Raw genomic sequence first — 17,685 nt, 5'->3', positions numbered from 1 at the left:
GGCGGCAAGCAAGTCAGTAAAGAATTCAATCACCTGGAGTGATACATGAAAGCACTGCTCGATCTATTCAAGCAAGTTCAGCAAAACGAAAGTTTCGACGCCATCAAGATTGGCCTGGCGTCGCCTGAAAAAATCCGTTCGTGGTCGTTCGGCGAAGTCAAGAAGCCGGAAACCATCAACTACCGCACGTTCAAGCCTGAGCGCGATGGCCTGTTCTGCGCCAAGATCTTTGGTCCTATCAAGGACTACGAATGCCTGTGCGGCAAATACAAGCGCCTGAAGCACCGCGGCGTGATCTGCGAGAAGTGCGGCGTTGAAGTCACGCTGGCCAAGGTGCGCCGTGAGCGCATGGGCCACATCGAGCTGGCCTCGCCAGTCGCGCACATCTGGTTCCTGAAGTCGCTGCCATCGCGTCTGGGCATGGTCCTGGACATGACGCTGCGGGACATCGAACGCGTGCTGTACTTCGAAGCATACGTCGTCACCGATCCAGGCATGACCCCGCTCAAGAAGAGCCAGATCATGTCGGAAGACGACTACGCCGCCAAGTACGAAGAGTACGGCGACGACTTCACCGCATTCATGGGCGCCGAAGGTATCCGTGAACTGCTGCGCTCGATCGACATCCACCGCGATGCCGACGCGCTGCGCGTGGAACTCAAAGAGTCGAAGTCCGAAGCCAAGATCAAGAAATACGCCAAGCGCCTGAAAGTGCTCGAAGCGTTCCAGCGTTCGGGCATCAAGCCTGAATGGATGATCATGGAAGTTCTGCCGGTCCTGCCGCCAGAACTGCGTCCGCTCGTCCCGCTGGACGGTGGCCGTTTCGCCACGTCCGACCTGAACGACCTGTATCGCCGCGTCATCAACCGTAATAACCGCCTGAAGCGCCTGATGGAACTGCGCGCACCAGAGATCATTACGCGTAACGAAAAGCGCATGCTGCAGGAAGCAGTCGATTCGCTGCTGGACAACGGCCGTCGCGGTAAAGCGATGACCGGCGCCAACAAGCGTCCGCTGAAGTCGCTGGCCGAGATGATCAAGGGTAAGGGCGGTCGTTTCCGTCAGAACTTGCTGGGCAAGCGCGTCGACTACTCGGGCCGTTCGGTCATCGTGGTCGGTCCACAGCTGAAACTGCACCAGTGCGGCCTGCCGAAACTGATGGCTCTGGAGCTGTTCAAGCCATTCATTTTCAACAAGCTCGAACTGATGGGTCTGGCTACGACCATCAAGGCTGCGAAGAAGCTCGTCGAAGTGCAAGAGCCAGTGGTCTGGGACATCCTTGAAGAAGTCATCAAGGAACACCCGATCATGCTGAACCGTGCGCCGACGCTGCACCGTCTGGGTATCCAGGCGTTCGAGCCGGTCCTGATCGAAGGCAAGGCCATCCAGCTGCACCCACTCGTCTGCGCGGCGTTCAACGCCGACTTCGACGGTGACCAGATGGCTGTCCACGTCCCGCTGTCGATCGAAGCACAGATGGAAGCACGTACGCTGATGCTGGCGTCGAACAACATCCTGTTCCCATCGAACGGCGAACCGTCGATCGTGCCGTCCCAGGATATCGTGCTGGGTCTGTACTACGCATCGCGCGAGGCAATCAACGCCAAGGGCGAAGGCATGATGTTCCCGGACGTGTCGGAAGTCATCCGCGCGTACGACAACAAGGAAGTCGAACTGGCGACCCGCATCACCGTGCGTATCGTGGAATTCCCACGCAACGCCGAAGGTGGCTTCGACCAGACCCTGACCCGCTACGAGACCACGGTCGGCCGTGCGATCCTGTCCGAGATCCTGCCAAAAGGCTTGCCATTCTCGGTGCTGAATCGTTCGCTGAAGAAGAAAGAAATCTCGAAGCTGATCAACACGTCGTTCCGCAAGTGCGGTCTGCGTGCGACCGTCGTGTTTGCCGACAAGCTGATGCAGTCGGGCTTCCGCCTGGCAACGCGCGCCGGTATCTCGATCGCCGTCGACGACATGATGATCCCGGACGTCAAGAAGGGCATGATCGCTGCCGCTGAAGCCGAAGTGAAACAGATCGAGCAGCAGTACAGCTCGGGTCTGGTCACCGCCGGCGAGCGCTACAACAAGGTCGTCGACATCTGGGGCAAGACCTCCGATGAAGTCGGCAAGGCGATGATGGACCAGCTGAAAATCGAGCCGGTCACCAAGCGCGATGGCACCGAAGGTACCCAGGAATCGTTCAACGCGATTTACATGATGGCCGACTCGGGCGCCCGTGGTTCGGCAGCCCAGATTCGTCAGCTGGCCGGTATGCGTGGTCTGATGGCGAAACCGGACGGTTCGATTATCGAAACGCCGATTACCGCGAACTTCCGCGAAGGCCTGAACGTGCTTCAGTACTTCATTTCGACCCACGGCGCTCGTAAAGGTCTGGCCGATACCGCGCTGAAGACCGCAAACTCGGGTTACCTGACACGTCGTCTGGTCGACGTGACGCAGGATCTGGTGGTGATCGAGGACGATTGCGGCACCAACAACGGCACGCACATGAAGGCGCTGGTCGAAGGTGGTGAAGTCATCGAAGCCCTGCGCGACCGTATCCTCGGCCGTGTCACCGGTACCGATGTCGTCAATCCTGAAACCCAGGAAACCCTGTTCGAAGCCGGCACGCTGCTGGACGAAGACATGGTCGAAGAGATCGAACGCGTCGGCATCGACGAAGTGAAGGTCCGCACGCCACTGAACTGCGACACGCGCTTCGGCCTGTGCGCCAAGTGCTATGGCCGCGACCTGGGCCGCGGCATGCTGGTCAACAGCGGTGAAGCAGTCGGCGTCGTGGCAGCACAGTCGATTGGTGAGCCGGGTACCCAGCTGACCATGCGTACGTTCCACATCGGTGGTGCGGCATCGCGCGCGGCAGTGGCGTCGTCGGTCGAAGCCAAGTCGAACGGTACGGTTCGCTTCACGGCAACCATGCGTTACGTCACCAACGGCAAGGGCGCGCAAATCGTCATTACCCGTTCGGGCGAAGTGCTGATCACGGACGATCACGGCCGTGAGCGCGAGCGTCACAAGGTGCCGTACGGCGCGACCCTGATCGTCAAGGATGGCCAGGCTGTCAAAGCCGGTATCGCCCTGGCAACGTGGGATCCGCTGACCCGTCCGATCATCACCGAGTACGCTGGTACCATCCGCTTCGAAAACGTGGAAGAGGGCGTCACCGTCGCTCGCCAGGTGGACGATGTGACCGGTCTGTCGACCCTGGTCGCGATCGATCCGAAGCGTCGTGGTTCGGCTGGCAAGGTGCTGCGTCCGCAGGTCAAGCTGCTGAACGAAGAGAACCAGGAAGTCAAGATTGCGGGCACCGAACACGCAGTGGCCATTGGTTTCCAGGTTGGCTCGCTGATCATGGTCAAGGACGGTCAGCAAGTGTCCGTCGGTGAAGTGCTGGCACGTATCCCGACTGAATCGCAGAAAACGCGAGACATTACCGGTGGTCTGCCACGCGTTGCCGAGCTGTTCGAAGCACGCTCGCCGAAAGACGCCGGCATGCTGGCGGAAGTCACGGGTACTGTCGCGTTCGGTAAAGAGACCAAGGGCAAGCAACGCCTTGAGATCACCGACATGGACGGCAACAAGCACGAGTTCCTGATCACCAAGGACAAGCAAGTGCTGGTCCACGATGGTCAAGTCGTGAACAAGGGCGAGATGATTGTCGACGGCCCGGCCGATCCGCAAGACATCCTGCGCCTCCTGGGTATCGAATCGCTGGCGCGCTACATCGTCGACGAAGTGCAGGACGTGTACCGTCTGCAAGGCGTGAAGATCAACGACAAGCACATCGAGGTGATTGTTCGCCAGATGCTGCGTCGTGTTCAGATCGTCGAAGCAGGCGACACCGACTACATCATCGGCGAACAGGTGGAGCGTTCGGAGCTGCTGGACCAGAACGACCGCATGAATGCGGTGGGCAAGCTGCCGGCAACGTACGAAAACGTGCTGCTGGGTATTACCAAGGCATCGCTGTCGACCGATTCGTTCATCTCGGCCGCATCGTTCCAGGAAACCACCCGCGTGCTGACCGAAGCGGCGATCATGGGCAAGCGCGACGGTCTGCGCGGCCTGAAAGAGAACGTCATCGTCGGTCGCCTGATCCCGGGCGGTACGGGTCTGGCATTCCACCGCGCTCGCAAAGAGAAGGAAGTGTGGGAAGCGGAAGAGCGCCAGGCACTGCTGCAGCAAGAGAAGGCCAATATGGCCGCCGAGCTGCAAGCGATGGAAGACCAGCAAGTTGCTTCGGCTTCGGCTGAGCAGCACGACGACGGCGAGTAATCGTCTGCGTTGAAAGCGAAACGGCACCCTGAGGGGTGCCGTTTTTTTTGTCTGCGTTTTTGGTAGGCGCTGTCAGCAGATACTGCCACCGATACTCTTGCCGCTCACGAGGTCGAATCCGAAGCTGCACGCGTAGTCGTTCTTTTTGTTCAAGGTGCAAGTCAGATGTTCGTGATCCTTGTGGCGGACGCGCATGCCGCTGCCTTCTGCGCACGGGTCACGCTGGTCCGGCCCGATGGCATCAAAAATCTGCCTGGCCGCATTGCCTTCGATGGAAAATGCCACTTTTTTATCGTTCGGCTCGGCCGCTGTTGGATCCCCAAGTCCGCCGCCATAGAGCCGGTACGAGGCAGCCGTTTGCAGATACGGCCCTGGATCGGTGTCAGCGGCGATGACAGGCGACGCGAGTAGAAAAATGAACGGGTATAAGCGATGAATGTTCATGGCGGGAGCCTCAACGTAGATCGATGTGGACATGATCGTCATGTTCTCGCTGCATATGTCAGGTCACGCTTTTTCGGTGCAGGACATAACCCGCGAAGAGTCCACACAACGACAAACCAAAGGCCGCATATGCCTGCAGAAAGTACACAGAGCCTTGTTCAATGCGTAAGTGCGGGCCGACATCAGGTGAGTGAAGTTCCAGGAACAGGCTCCCGAACCATATTGCGACAGGTAGAAAGCAGATGATGCCGACCCAAGGTTTGATGCGGGCACCGACGAAGCAGATGATTGCTGCAGCCAGACCGATTTTCCAGAAGAGATCTGCAGAAGGCTCCTTGTCACTGACCTCGGCAAACACTGCCGCTGGGTAGACCAGCATCATCAGCGTGACGAGTTTTAATATTGCACGGTAAGTGGAATGTAGCATTCCGGACGCCCCCCTAATTCTTGCGTCAGCCGTTGTACAAACTTGTCGATATAGTGGATGAGATCGATGCACCCCGCGCTGCCGGCGGTGCTGCCACCGTGAATGAAGAAGCCGCCCCGATCATGCGTCTCTGTCAGTGGATAGGGATGGATTGTAAGTCTAAAATTACCCCAAGCACCTCTGGGAGCGATGACGAGATTTTTTACCCAATTGTTTTCCCAGAGTTGAGAAGGTTGCACCCAGTATTGACCGGCAGGAATCGGGCCCTGGGAGCGCATGCGCTGTCGTTCAGTCGAATAATCAAACTGGCCCCGCGCGTTTGGTTTTCCGGATACTGCCGGAAATACCAATGGAGTTTTGGTACCAAATGCGTGGAGTCTCTTTCCATCAAACCGAAGTGAGATGTTAGATTTTGCGCATGCGGGCGCGCTTGGAACGCCCCGTTCTTCTGAGTATTTTCCCATGATCGATGTCCTCGCTAACTAGATGGCTTGGTGGATGGACGACCTGAGGATAGTCAGCCATTCCGAGGCGCTCTGGCTTATGCGCAGTCAAGTAGCGAAGTTATCTCTAGAGCAGTCAGAGGAGCCAGGAGCCAGAAAGTCAGGGCTAGGTGCATGGACTGTCATGCCAACGCACGGTCACATACGATGGCCCTGCAGATAGCGCTACCCCCTGAGATAACACCCATCAAGTCCATCAGTATCACTGCGCAGTTCGCCATGTTAATTTAGCGATCTGCGTACAGAGGAATCAGCATGCCCCAGCCACCAGCCCTGATCATCATCGATATGCAACAGGGCATGCAATCCACGACCCTGCCACCCCGGAACAATCCGACCGCCGAAGACATGATCGCGCGCCTGCATAAGGCCTGGCGGGCGGCAGGGCACCCGATCGTCAGCGTCCGTCACATCAGCCGCTCGCCGGACTCCGTCTTCGCGCCGGGCCAATCCGGCGTGGAATTCCAGCCGCGCTTCCATCCAATGGCCCATGAACACATGGTCGAAAAGAACGTTCCCGATGCCTTCATCCACACCGGCCTCGAGCGCTGGCTGCATGCGCGCGGCATCACGCATTTGGTGATAGTCGGTGTCAGCACCAATAACTCGGTCGAAGCCACTGCACGCACGGCAGGCAATCTGTGCTTTTCCACCATCGTGGTGTCGGATGCGACCTTCACGTTCGACAAGCCGGATTTTGGCGGCACGCATCGCAGCGCCGAGGACGTCCATTTGATGGCGCTTGCGAACCTGCACGGCGAATACGCCGAAGTCATGTCGTGCGACGACGTGCTTCGCCGCTACGCAATGGGCATAGCGTGACAGAGAAATAGCCCTCTAGCCCCGACCAGCGTGCCGTGTTCATTCCCCGGAAGCCCTGGTCAGTCGTACACCCCCTCAGCATGGAATGGTCTACACTTACTTGTCTTTTAAATATCCCGAAATTTTGCCAAGGAGTGAACCATGAACAAACAATGGATGAGTGCTGTCCTGTTCGGCGCCGTGTGCGCCTCCGCCAGCGCTGCCGACATGTCGGTCACGCTGAAAATGGCGACCGACAAAGGCGAAGGCGCCAGCATCGGTACCGTGAAGATCAGCGAAACCCAATACGGCGTCGTGTTCACTCCTGAGCTCAAGGACCTGACTCCGGGCCTGCACGGCTTCCACGTGCACGCCAACGGCAGCTGCGCACCGAACCAGGCCGACGGCAAGACCGTCCCTGCAGGCGCCGCCGGCGGTCACTTGGACCCGGCCAACACCAAGAAACACGGCACCCCATGGGGCGATGGTCACCTGGGCGATCTGCCAGGCCTCTCCGTTGACGCCAAGGGCATGGCCACCAATCCGGTGCTCGCCCCGCGCATGAAAATGGCGGACCTCAAGGGCAAGGCCCTGATGGTGCACGTCGGTGGCGACAATCACGCTGATCATCCAGCGCCACTGGGTGGTGGCGGCGCCCGCATGGCATGCGGCGTGATCCAGTAATCCGGTAGACAGAAAAGCAGCAAACGCGCAGGGCCCATCGCTTGGATAGCAAGCGATGGGCCCTGCGTCATTTCAACCCTTTATTACGGCTGCGGATTCCAGCCTTCACCGGCACCGAATGCCGCGAACACCTGGGCGCGGGTCGAGAAGCCAGCCTCCACCTCATCGACGCGCAGCAGGTAACCGCCAACCCGGCGCGACAAGTCCAGCGGCACGCCGGCGAGGTCGGTGCTGCCGTATTCGCGCCAGCCGCTCACCGCATTGGGCACCACTGGATTGGGTGCAGGCTGGCTGTTCACGCCCAGTCCGGCCCAGCCTGCGGGCGCCACATGCCGGTCCATCCGGGTGTTGATGAACGCGATGTTGTCGTAGCTCGCCGTGCCGCCCGGGCTGCGCGCCAGCCAGGTGGCGCCGTCCGGCACCTCGCTCTTGAGCGGGCCGCGGCCCGGACCACGCGTCAGCGCGCTGTTGAGGAAGACAAAACCCTTGTCGGCCGGATTGATCACGCGTGCCTGCAGCACGTAACCACCGCTGGTCGGGCTGGAGGTATCGCCGATCGTACGGATCTCGCTTTCCTCGAACAGCGCGGCGCGGCTGCCGCCCCAGATGAAGTCGACGTTGCCGGATACCAGGCTGCGGTAGAACCAGTTGAACCCCTTCAGGTTGAGCGTGTCCTGCTCGCTGTAGAACGCGCTGTTTCTCGCGATCAGGCGGCCACCGTCATTGTTGAAGTACAGCGTTTCGGCCTGGCCGGTTGTGGGGCCGCGTAGCGTCGTGTTGTCGATGCTGAGGGTATCGAGCACGAGCATGTCAGACGTCTCGACCAGCATCACGGCGCGCCCGCCGGTCGCCGCCGCAGCAGCGTTTGCCACCTGGCTCGCGCCGGTAAATGGATTGAGCGTATTGTGGTTGGTATAGCGGATCACCACGCCGTCGCGGCTCTGGCCGACGATGCTGACATTGTCCTTGCCACGCAAAAAGAGCAGCTCCTCGTACGCGCCGTTCATCACCCGGATCGTCACCGGCTCGGCCCGGGCGAAGTTCTGCATCGCATAACTGAGCGCCCCCTGTACGGTGCGGAAATCGGCCACGCCATCGTCGTCCACCGTCACGCTCGTGCCGCTCGGCGCAGCCGCGCGGGTAGTAAATGCCCATCCAGCAGGCTTGCCGATACCCCGGAACGGCACACCGCCAAGGCTGGTACCCGTGAAGACGCCGTCGGCGATCGCCACGTAATAGCCCGTGTTGTAATCCAGCTTGTTGCTGTGCAGCTTGATGGTCACCGTGTTGCCGGCAATCTGGATTGGCGTCGTGTTGACCTTGCGGATCTGGTCCTGGCCCGGATAACCGAGCATGTCGGTTTCACCGGTCAGCCTGATCACGTCCACCAGCGCGTCGTCCGACTGGCGGAAGACCCGGATCGTGCCGCCCGTGCCGAGGACCGGCGGCTTGTCGAACACCAGCTTGAGCGTGCTGTCGATGTAGGCGGCACTTTCCATCGCCGCTGGCACGGCGACGCCGTCCAGTTGGTACACCTGGGTCGGCTGGACGAATTGCGGCGCAATCGTTACCGCAATCGAACGCGTCATGGTGGCGTCCGAGCCGGCCCGGAACAGAATGTTCGCCGTGCCCGCGCCCACCGGTGCGATCGTGGCCGTGGCGCCGTCGAGCGTGACGGTGGCCACGGCAGGGTTGCTCGACTCGGCGGTGAAGCTGTCGGGCGTGCCGTCGGCCGCCACCGCAGTGACCTGCACCTGCAGCGGGGTATCGCCAGCTTCGGCGGCCCAGGTGGGCGTGCCGGGGGCGAGCGTCAGCTGCACCGGTTTCATGCGCGGGTCGCCAATGCGCACGTCGTCGATCTGGAAGCTCTTGTTGGCCGTGTACAGGCCGACCCGGCCACGTGCGGCAAAGCTGCTGTCGGTCACCGAGCCAAGATTTTCGCCGTCGAGATACACCGTCAGCGTGGCGCCGACCATCTCGAAGCGCACCGTATAGAACTGGGCATCCATCGCGATCGGTCTGCGCACCGCGCGCTGCCGGTTGAGCGCGCCGGCGAGCAGCTTGACGATCTCGACCTGGGTGCTGGTGGTGGCATTCTGCACGTTCAGGCCGGCGCCGTACCAGTTGTTGACATCGACGTAGCGCGTGACCAGGAACAGGAACTTGTTCCCGGTGGTGCCATTGGTCATTGGCCGGATGCGGGCTTCGACAAAATAGTCGCCCGACGGCACGGCGCCCATCTCGCTGTCCTTGATCAGGGCCAGCACGCCGCCGGTGGTGGCTGCAGTGTATTGCAGAACCTTGTTGGCGCTGCCGGCAGCTTCCGTCACCACGTTGAAGGTGCCGTTCGGGCCCGGCAATGGCTTCAGGTCCCATTTGGCGCTGCCGCCATTCTGGAAGTCGTCGCAGAAGTAGAAGCCGGTCGCGGGGCAGGCCAGCGTCGGCCCGGTATCGACGACGACCTTGCCGGTGCCGCTGATGGTCGTTACTAGCTTGCCGCCGCCGGCCTGCGCCAGCGCGTTGGCCTTGACCAGCGGGATCGGTCGCGCGCTGAACGCATACGGCGGGGTCCAAGTGACGGTCGTCGGGACGCCGCAGGCACCGAGCGGTTTGGCGTTGAGCAGCGAACCGGTGTCCTTGAAGGCGCCGGGAATCGTGCCGCCGAAATTCTCGACGACGTCGCTGCAGGCGGTGGCGCCCGCGACTTCGAACACATTGTTGTTCGACAGGATCTTGGCGGCGTGGCCGACGCCGACGTAATAGCTGGTGGCGTAGACCGGGTGCGACGTCGAACCGGCATAGTAGTTGTTGAACAGGTGCACCTGGCCATAGCGCACGCGCGGTGCGCGGCTGGTGACGTCGCGGAACACGTTATTGCTGAACGTGACGCGCAGCTTGCCCTCGTCAGCCGTTGCGCCGTCGCCGCTGCCGACCAGGTTGTTCTTGTTGTGTTCGCCGAAGACGTTATACGACACGGTGACGTAGTCGGACGCGTTCGTGATATCGACCGCGCCGTCATGGCACTGCTTCACTTTGCCGTTCTCGACAGGCAGGAAGTTATCCGTGCGCGGGACGTCGGTAAAACTGTTGTGGTCGATCCAGACATGGCTCGAGCCCGTCACGGCGATGGCGTCGAAGGCGCTGTTCCAGTTGCCGCTGGAGCCATCGTTCGGATCCCAGACGGGCGCAACGTCGCACGGATTGACGAGCTTGAGGTTGCGGATAATGATTTGCGAGACGTTCGACAGGATGATGTGGCCGTTGACGATGCCCGCATTGGCACCGCCGATCAGCGTCGTGTTGCTTTTCAGGCGGACCGCGCCGCGCGCTGCCTGGTCCGCGTTGCTGGTGTAGGGCTGGCCTTCGCTCATGTCGAGCACGCCGACGAGCTTGATGATCTTGTTGTCGACGCCGCCGTTCTGAATCGCCGCGAGCAGCTGGGCGCGGTTGGTCACCGTATAGATATGGGATTCGACGGCATTTGCGCCGCCGACGGTGCCGCCTGCCTGACTGGCCCAGCCGTCGGCAGGGGCGCTCTGGCGTGCCGGATCGACTGCAGCCGCAGCGTGTCCGCCGCTGACAAAGAGTAGGGCAGCGCACAGCGCTGCATGCAAACCTGGATAGTGCATGTGGTTCTCCTGGTGGAGGAAATGAGGCCGCGAGCCCGCCGCCGCGCTTGAAGCGCTGCCGGACTGTCCTTGAATGGCGAGAGACGCGAGGTCAGGCGCGTGGTTTGCGTCCGCTGCGTCCGCTGCGCCCGTTTTGCACGAGCGCCAGTGCAGCCAGGCCACCCAGCAGGATCGCGGGCGCGCCGGGTTCAGGCACCGCCACCGCTGTACCGGTTTCCAGGCGCGCGCTCAGTGCGCCGAATTCGCTCCAGTCGACGCCGCTCAGGTCGAGCGCGATGGTATGACTGTCGATGATCGACAGGCCTGGAATGCCGGTGACGCCGCTGGCGCCGGTCAATGTGAACGCCGTGACCGGCAATGCGCCGCCAAGATCGAAACGCATGCTGTAGGCGCCGGGCGCGACGGCATAGTTGGCGATCACGGTCAGCATGCCGTCAGCGGAAAAGTCGATCCCGAACAGGAAATCCGACGTGAAGAACTCCACGCCGGTGTCGGTAGGGTCGAGCTTGCTGGTATTGGCGCCCGGGCCGGCCACGAAGCCGTGATCCAGCCCGAGCATGCCGTCGGCCGCGCCGTTGTAGGTGGCAGTGATGCTGGCGTCTTGCAGCATCAGGGGCGCCGCGTGCACGCCCCCCTGACCCAGTGCGACGAGCGCAAGGGCCTGCAGTAGATAGTTGGTTTTCAAGATGTCTCCGGCTTGTATTTTTTTAACTGCGAAGTAGGCTCGATGTCAGAGCCGGTGCCGATCTGGTTGATGCGTCAGGCTACCGGACGATGCATCGCGCCTAACCGGTTCATCGATTCTAGATTGGCCCAACCAAATTCGCAAGTTGGTAAACCAAGACGGGAGATTATTACAACAATTTTAATAATTGACGCCAACTGGCCCAGCGTCAGTTCAACCAGCGAATCCGCTTCAGCTCGGCTTTGACGAACGCGTAGATGACAGGTGCGGCCACCATGCCGGCCGGTCCAAACATGATTTCGAACGCAAACAGCACAATCAGCAGCTCCCAGACTTTTGCGCCGATGCGATGCCCCTGAATCCGCGCGCTCAGGAAATATTCCAGCTTGTGGATGACAAGAAGGAACACCGCTGAAATGACGGCGGCCGGAAACGCAACGCTCAGCGCGATCGTGCAGATCAAGGTGTTCGACACGATATTGCCCACGATGGGCAGCAGGCCAAAGAGGAACGTCGCCAGGATGAGGGTTTTGACGTAGGGAAGATTCCAGCCCAGTGCCGGCATCACGGCTAACAGGTACACCCCCGTCAGGGTTGCGTTGATGGCGGCAATCTTGGTCTGGGCCCAGGCCACGTTCTTGAAAGCAGTGGCCAGCATGCTCCAATGGCGGTGCCAGGTCCGGTAGAAGACGGAATGCCTCGTTTCGTCGGTCGGTGTGACGGTAATGCTCACCGCGGCCAGCACCCCTGTGATCCAGCCGATCACGGTCAACAGCAGGCTGCGCAGGATGCCCGAGCCAATGCCCGCGACTGCATTGACATGCTCTTTCAGGGTGTCCGACGCCAGTTCGCGCATCTCGAAGAGCGATTGCGGCACGTACTCAGCCAGCGCCGGCGGCAGGAACTGCTTGATCTGCGTGATCGTCTCGGCCACCTTCAGGGAAAACGCACGCAACGATTCGCCCTCGAGCAGCCGAACCACCAGAACGGTGATGATGGCGAGCACGGCGATCGACCCCAGGCCGACCACGAAGCTCGCAATGAATTCATGCGAACGCAGCTTTTTGTACAGGTCACGTGTGCGCAGGATGCTCAGCAGGCCGCGTGTGAGCACGAATGCCAGAAGGCCGGCCAGCAGCGCTGGTACTGCGTGCAGCATCAGGGCCAGAAGCAGGCAGAGGGCGAACATCGCGGTTGCTGCGTCGCGCGGGAGATTGAATTTATATGAGGTCATGAAGTCGTGGTCAGCGTCGTGGTCAACCATCGCTCGCTTGCTCCCGCAACCACGCCAGTGCCGACGCCGCACTGTTCAACACCGAGATATGCCCGTCATCCGGCCGCTGCCACAGCCGCGCCGAGCGGCAGCTGCGCGCCAGCCATTCGCTGTGCGCACATGGCACGACGCGGTCCTGCGCCCCATGCACCAGCAGCACCGGCTGCACGATGCGCGCGCAATCGAAGCCCCACGGCGTGACATACGCCAGGTCGTCGTCGATCAGGCCCCCCGGGCCTTCGCTGAGCGCCGGTCGGACCACGCTGTCGAACCACGACCAGGTGCCCGACAGCTCGGCCCAGTCCTCGGGCGTGAACATCTCGCGATCGAATTCCTGATTGAGCCCTTCGTGCTGCACCTTGGCCGCATGCCCCTGCGCCGCGGCCCGCAGCGCTGCCGCGCCCGATGCCGTCATCCCATTAAACCAATCCAGGCCCGCCGCATCGAACGGCGCCAGGCCCGCGATGCTGACGGCAGCAATGACGCGTTTGGGCAGCAGCGCAGCGCAGGCCAGCGCGTGCGGCCCGCCGCCCGAATGCCCCATCACGGCGAAGTGCTCGATCCCGAGCTGGTCGGCGATGCGCGCGACGTCCTCGGCGCACGAGGCGACATCGCGGCCGCTCTTCGCGCTCGAGCCGCCGTAGCCGGGCCGATCGTAGCCGATCCAGCGGATGCCCATTTCAAGCGCGGCGGCAAACAGCGGGGCAGGCGGCTTGCCGATGTTTGGCGTGCCGTGGTGCCAGAACACCGTCAGCTCGGGTTCCTCGAACTCCGGCTTCCAGTCGTAATAGTGCAGCACCCGGCCATCGCCCAGCGTCAGTTCGTTCTCCTGCATTGCATGCCTTTCATCGCTCGATGGCGTGATGCTACAACGAGAAACGGGCTGGCGCGCACTCGTCATGCACGCCAGCCCGTTCAGGCCCTGCTACTGAAGCGAATTATTTCGCCGTTTCGCGCGCCTTGCCGAACGGGTCGCCTGCTTTCCACGCCGGCATCTTCGGCGCATCGGCCACCGCGCGGCCCAGGTTCAGCGTGAACTGTGCCTGCTGCACCATGCCCGACAGATCCCAGCTCGGATCGTACTCGTCTCCCACCTGGTGGTACTTGGCACGGTAGGTCTTGGCCTTGGCGTTGTTCGCGTCGACGTCCTTGACCCAGCTGCTGCCGGCGCCGACCGAGAAGGCGGGCACGCCGGCCTTGGCGAAGCTGAAGTGGTCGCTGCGGAAATAGCCGCCGCCCAGGTCCGGCTTGCTTGGTGCAATCACCAGGCCCATCGACTTGGCCACCGTGGCCGCCATCGCGCCCAGCTCGGTGCGCTCGCTGCCTGGCACGCTGACGTCCTTGACCAGGCCGACCCAGTTCAGGCTATCGAGGTTCAGGTTGGCGGCGGTCTTGGCGATCGGCCACAGGGGCGACGCCACGTAGGCGGCGCTGCCCAAGAGGCCTTGCTCTTCGGCGCCGACCCACAGGAACATCTGGCTGCGCCTGGCCGGGTTCTTCACCGCTTCGGCGGCCATCGCCAGCAGTGCGCCGGTGCCCGATGCGTTGTCGACGGCGCCGTTGAAGATCGTGTCACCCTCGGTGCCTTGCTTGCCCATGTGATCCCAGTGCGCCGAGTAGATCACCACTTCGTCTTTCAGCTTCGGATCGGTGCCCGGCACGACGCCGGCCACGTTGAATTCTTCCAGCGTGCGCACCTGCGCGCGCGCCTCACCCTTGACGCGGGCATTGAGCGCGACCGGCTTGAAGTCCTTGTCTTCGGCGGCGGCGCGCAGCTTGTCCAGATCCTGGCCGGCGGCCGCGAATACCTTGCGCGCCGTGTCGTCGGTCATCCAGCCCTGCAGGCCGCTGCCCACTTTGCCTTCGGTGAGCTGGAAGCGCTCGGAATTGGCCCAGCTGTTCTGCACCACGCTCCAGCCATACGAGGCCGATGCATCGGTGTGGATCAGCAGGACGCCGGCTGCGCCCTGGCGCGCCGCTTCTTCGAGCTTGTAGGTCCAGCGACCGTAGTAGGTCAGGCCCGCGCCGTTGAAGCGGTTCGCTTCGGCGGCGGTCGGCGCCGGATCGTTCACCATCATCACGATCACTTTGCCCTTGACGTCCATGCCCTTGAAGTCATCCCACTTTTCTTCCGGCGCCACGATGCCGTAGCCGACGAAGACCATCTCGGCGTCGAGCGTGTGATCGGCCTTGCCGTCGCCCGGGCCCCAGACCCAGTCCGCGCCAAACTGCAGCGGCACGGCCTTGCCGTTGGCGACGATGCCGACATTGCTCTTCTCGGGCAGCGAGCGCACGCCGGCGATCTTGACCGGCTGGCGGAAGCTCTTGCCGTTGCCGGGTTTCAGGCCCACGGCGGCGGCTTGCGTTTCAAGATACGTGACGGTCAGCTCGCCGCCGCGCTGGCCGGTACCGCGGCCTTCAAGTGCGTCGGACGACAGGAACGCCATGTGCGCGCGCAGCGGCGCTTCCTGGACGGTGGCCTTGGCCTTGGCCCTGGTCTGGGCATGGGTAGGGAAGGCCAGCGCCAGGCTGCCGGCGAGGACGGAGAGAATGAGGGAAGAGACGATCTTGTGCATGGAGTCCTGCTGCGAAGTGAATGCCGCGAAGTTGACGCTGCATGGTTAATCAAGCCATTCATCGGGAAGGGCGCACTCGTGGCGCGCGCGGCCATTTTATGACAACTTGTCAGTAAAACCGCAGGATATCGGTCGACATCGTCGTGCCCACCTGCGGCGCTATGCTTTGCCGGTCCGCTGGCAAGAGATGCCGTGGCAGGCCGGGAATGTGTTCCTGCACCGTGATGGCGAAGATCTCGTTGGGCGCACTTTCGATCTCGATCTGCAGCACTCGGTCCCCCATCCCGTACAGCGACAGCGACCACGCGCTTTCCTTGTCACTGAGCGTCACGCCGTCGACGCGCGAGCGCAGCGCCCTGGCGCCGTGCATGGCCAACGCGATATGCGGGGCGCGATTGGCCGAGCGCACCGTGAATCTGGCCAGCCGCACCTTGCCGACGTGGTTGCGCAGGATGAAGCACTCGGGAAATGCGATCGCGTCGTCGCGCGGCGCGACGGCGTACCACTGGGGCGCGCTGCGCAGGCCGAACACCTCGACGAAGACGGTCGGCCTGGCGCGGCCCGCGAAGAGGTCGCGGCGCCAGTCGTCAAGGGGCTGCTGCGGCAGCAGCCAGTAGGCACGCCACGAGTTCATGTCCTTGTAATACACCAGCCCCTCGAGGTTCCCGGGTTCTGCCGCCTGTTCATGTCGTGCTGCAGTGCTATCCGGCAGTGCCAGGCATGCCGCCAGTGCCAGCGCGCCGGCGACGGCGGCTCTGCTGCGCAGCATCAGCAGGGGACCGGCAAAGCACAGCATGGGCAGCGCCATCAGCATCGGCGGGACATGCATGTGGCCCGGTGCAAGCAGGAGCCAGGCATCGCGCAGCGCCGGCGGGAGCAGGCTCGCGGCCGGCACCAGGCCGGCCAGCAGCACCAGCCGGCGCACGCTGACGCCTTGTTGTTTACCCCAGCGCGTATGCAGCAGCGTGAATGCGCCCAGTGCCGCCACCAGTGGCCACGCTAGCAGCGGCGCGAGCGTTGGCAGGAATACGGCGGCGAAGAGCAGCACCAGCGTCGGCCAGGCCAGCGTGCCGAGCACCGTCGCGGCCGTGCCCACACTGCGACGCAGCAGGTACAGGCCGGCCACGAATACGCAGGCCGTGACGACGGCAACGATCAAAGGCAGGCGGTGCTCACCGGCCAGGCCGGCGGCGGCCAGTTCGCCATCCCAGCTCCAAGTCCCTACGCGCACCACGAGCAGCAGGAAGCACACGCCGAACGCGCCCTGCGCTGCATCCAGCACACCGTCCTGGCCGAACTGGCCTCGCCATGCGCGCGCCAGCATCAGGCAGGACAGGATCGCCGGCGCCCACACCAGCCACGCCGCATGGTGGACGGGACCGATGACCGGCAGCGAAAAGTAGACGTGCGCTGCCTGTGCGCCCGGTGCCAGCGGCGCCGCACCATAGGCGCGGGCGAGGCGCAGCATGGCGTCGCCCAACTGGCGCGGCGCGGTGCCGGCGGCGCGCGGCTCGCCGCCCCCGAACAGCAGCACCGGCGCATCGAGCCGGGTGAGAGGGCCGATGTGGGGCGCGTCGCCCAGCAGCCATGCCAGCGTCGCATTCGCGGATGCGCCGCGCAGCTCGGGCGCCGCCTGCATCCAGCCCGCCAGCGCCGGTGCACCCGCGCCCCTCGCCTCCAGCATGCGTAGCGGGCCGTCGGCGGCGCCATCGAACCGGAGCGCCATGCCGATGCGGCGGGCCAGCGGGTGCTGTTCGACAAATCCTCGGGACCCCAGCATGCCAACCCGCTCGCCGTCGGCAAACAGCAGCACGGTATCGTTGGCCGGCGGGGCGGCGCGCAAGGCGCGGGCAGTCTCAAGCAGGGCGCTGGCGGTGGCCGCGCCGGGCAGGGCGTCACGCGGCGCAGCGCCGCTGTCGTAGTGGGTTGCCAGCAGCAGGGCGGGGCGCCGCGCAGCATCGGGCGCAGTACCCGGAATCGTCGCGACGACGTTGTGCACGACCCCGATCGTGTGGTGAATGCCGCCGAACAGCCGGGTAACCGATGTGCGGACAGTGGCGCGCTGCACGCCAGGCGTCAGTCCCATCGCGCGTAGTTGCTGCATCAGGTAGGCACGCGCGTGCGCATTGTCGCTGCCGCCGATCGAGCGGGGGCTGGCCGCCAGCACCCGCTGATGTTCGTGCGCGCGCGCGGCCCACGCAGGGGACGCAACCGATGCGACGGGCGCCGGCACGTCGGGCGGGGCCAGCGCCACCCAGGCCAGGACGGCGAGGGCGGCCAGTGCGACAGCGCCGGCAAGGGCATGTCTGAAACCCGTGATGTGGAAAGCTGGTGTTACGGCGCGGACGGCATCCATCGGTTGTTCTCCAT

At 63.0% G+C, this 17,685-nt stretch carries 12 protein-coding genes; 3 read left to right on the top strand and 9 right to left on the bottom strand.

Translation table 11 applies throughout. The features are described from left to right. Window positions 1–45 precede the first annotated feature (45 nt). Window positions 46–4,293 (top strand): DNA-directed RNA polymerase subunit beta', encoded by a 4,248-nt coding sequence (gene rpoC / locus AC56LV_RS13185; protein WP_183554430.1) that lies wholly within the window; start codon window positions 46–48, stop codon window positions 4,291–4,293. A gap of 72 nt (window positions 4,294–4,365) precedes the next feature. On the opposite strand, the gene AC56LV_RS13180 is transcribed toward rpoC, so the two are convergent. Genes AC56LV_RS13180 through AC56LV_RS13170 form a run of 3 tightly spaced genes read right to left on the bottom strand, consistent with a single transcriptional unit; the run spans window position 4,366 to window position 5,628 of the window. Then, on the bottom strand, window positions 4,366–4,779 hold the full coding sequence (locus tag AC56LV_RS13180; RefSeq protein WP_499558245.1) for a hypothetical protein: 414 nt from the start codon (window positions 4,777–4,779) through the stop codon (window positions 4,366–4,368). 16 nt (window positions 4,780–4,795) lie between these two features. Further along, window positions 4,796–5,119: a hypothetical protein gene (locus tag AC56LV_RS13175; protein ID WP_499558244.1), complete on the bottom strand. Its 324-nt coding sequence runs from the start codon at window positions 5,117–5,119 to the stop codon at window positions 4,796–4,798. A gap of 14 nt (window positions 5,120–5,133) precedes the next feature. Next, the gene (locus AC56LV_RS13170; RefSeq protein ID WP_499558242.1) at window positions 5,134–5,628 is read right to left on the bottom strand and encodes a tlde1 domain-containing protein; all 495 of its coding nucleotides are present in this window, start codon (window positions 5,626–5,628) and stop codon (window positions 5,134–5,136) included. A gap of 294 nt (window positions 5,629–5,922) precedes the next feature. On the opposite strand from AC56LV_RS13170, the gene AC56LV_RS13165 reads away from it, so the two are divergent. Together AC56LV_RS13165 and sodC are read left to right on the top strand one after the other, a co-directional pair. Then, a complete protein-coding gene (locus AC56LV_RS13165) occupies window positions 5,923–6,489 on the top strand; it encodes a cysteine hydrolase family protein (protein WP_499558240.1) in 567 nt (188 codons plus the stop codon). A gap of 141 nt (window positions 6,490–6,630) precedes the next feature. After that, window positions 6,631–7,152, top strand: coding sequence for a superoxide dismutase [Cu-Zn] SodC (gene sodC, locus AC56LV_RS13160; RefSeq protein WP_258837106.1), 522 nt, complete (start codon window positions 6,631–6,633; stop codon window positions 7,150–7,152). An 83-nt stretch (window positions 7,153–7,235) separates the two neighbouring features. Here sodC and AC56LV_RS13155 read toward each other — a convergent pair whose 3' ends face one another. The 6 genes from AC56LV_RS13155 to AC56LV_RS13130 all read right to left on the bottom strand — a co-directional run bounded on the left by AC56LV_RS13155 (window position 7,236) and on the right by AC56LV_RS13130 (window position 17,671). Beyond that, window positions 7,236–10,781 (bottom strand): pectinesterase family protein, encoded by a 3,546-nt coding sequence (locus AC56LV_RS13155; protein WP_499558238.1) that lies wholly within the window; start codon window positions 10,779–10,781, stop codon window positions 7,236–7,238. A 91-nt stretch (window positions 10,782–10,872) separates the two neighbouring features. Next, entirely contained in the window at window positions 10,873–11,466 is a 594-nt protein-coding gene (locus AC56LV_RS13150; RefSeq protein ID WP_499456379.1) for a hypothetical protein, read from the bottom strand. Between the two features lie 208 nt (window positions 11,467–11,674). After that, a complete protein-coding gene (locus tag AC56LV_RS13145; protein WP_499558236.1) occupies window positions 11,675–12,730 on the bottom strand; it encodes an AI-2E family transporter in 1,056 nt (351 codons plus the stop codon). After that, entirely contained in the window at window positions 12,723–13,574 is an 852-nt protein-coding gene (locus AC56LV_RS13140; RefSeq protein ID WP_499558234.1) for an alpha/beta fold hydrolase, read from the bottom strand. Before AC56LV_RS13140 ends, AC56LV_RS13145 begins: the two co-directional genes overlap by 8 nt. Window positions 13,575–13,677: 103 nt before the next feature. Then, window positions 13,678–15,315, bottom strand: a complete 1,638-nt coding sequence (locus AC56LV_RS13135; protein ID WP_499558232.1) for a M28 family peptidase — start codon at window positions 15,313–15,315, stop codon at window positions 13,678–13,680. 109 nt (window positions 15,316–15,424) lie between these two features. Beyond that, window positions 15,425–17,671, bottom strand: coding sequence for a M28 family peptidase (locus AC56LV_RS13130; RefSeq protein WP_499558230.1), 2,247 nt, complete (start codon window positions 17,669–17,671; stop codon window positions 15,425–15,427). Between the last annotated feature and the right edge of the window lie 14 nt (window positions 17,672–17,685).

The sequence above is a fragment of the Telluria sp. RB2R28 genome (assembly GCF_059685835.1).
This window is presented reverse-complemented; position numbering and strand designations above follow the sequence as displayed.

Bases quoted from the DNA above. Each gene is read 5' to 3' on its own strand.
- rpoC (WP_183554430.1), top strand. From the start codon at position 46: ATGAAAGCACTGCTCGATCTATTCAAGCAAGTTCAGCAAAACGAAAGT.
- AC56LV_RS13180 (WP_499558245.1), bottom strand. From the start codon at position 4,779: ATGACGATCATGTCCACATCGATCTACGTTGAGGCTCCCGCCATGAAC.
- AC56LV_RS13175 (WP_499558244.1), bottom strand. From the start codon at position 5,119: ATGATGCTGGTCTACCCAGCGGCAGTGTTTGCCGAGGTCAGTGACAAG.
- AC56LV_RS13170 (WP_499558242.1), bottom strand. From the start codon at position 5,628: ATGGGAAAATACTCAGAAGAACGGGGCGTTCCAAGCGCGCCCGCATGC.
- AC56LV_RS13165 (WP_499558240.1), top strand. From the start codon at position 5,923: ATGCCCCAGCCACCAGCCCTGATCATCATCGATATGCAACAGGGCATG.
- sodC (WP_258837106.1), top strand. From the start codon at position 6,631: ATGAACAAACAATGGATGAGTGCTGTCCTGTTCGGCGCCGTGTGCGCC.
- AC56LV_RS13155 (WP_499558238.1), bottom strand. From the start codon at position 10,781: ATGCACTATCCAGGTTTGCATGCAGCGCTGTGCGCTGCCCTACTCTTT.
- AC56LV_RS13145 (WP_499558236.1), bottom strand. From the start codon at position 12,730: ATGGTTGACCACGACGCTGACCACGACTTCATGACCTCATATAAATTC.
- AC56LV_RS13140 (WP_499558234.1), bottom strand. From the start codon at position 13,574: ATGCAGGAGAACGAACTGACGCTGGGCGATGGCCGGGTGCTGCACTAT.
- AC56LV_RS13135 (WP_499558232.1), bottom strand. From the start codon at position 15,315: ATGCACAAGATCGTCTCTTCCCTCATTCTCTCCGTCCTCGCCGGCAGC.
- AC56LV_RS13130 (WP_499558230.1), bottom strand. From the start codon at position 17,671: ATGGATGCCGTCCGCGCCGTAACACCAGCTTTCCACATCACGGGTTTC.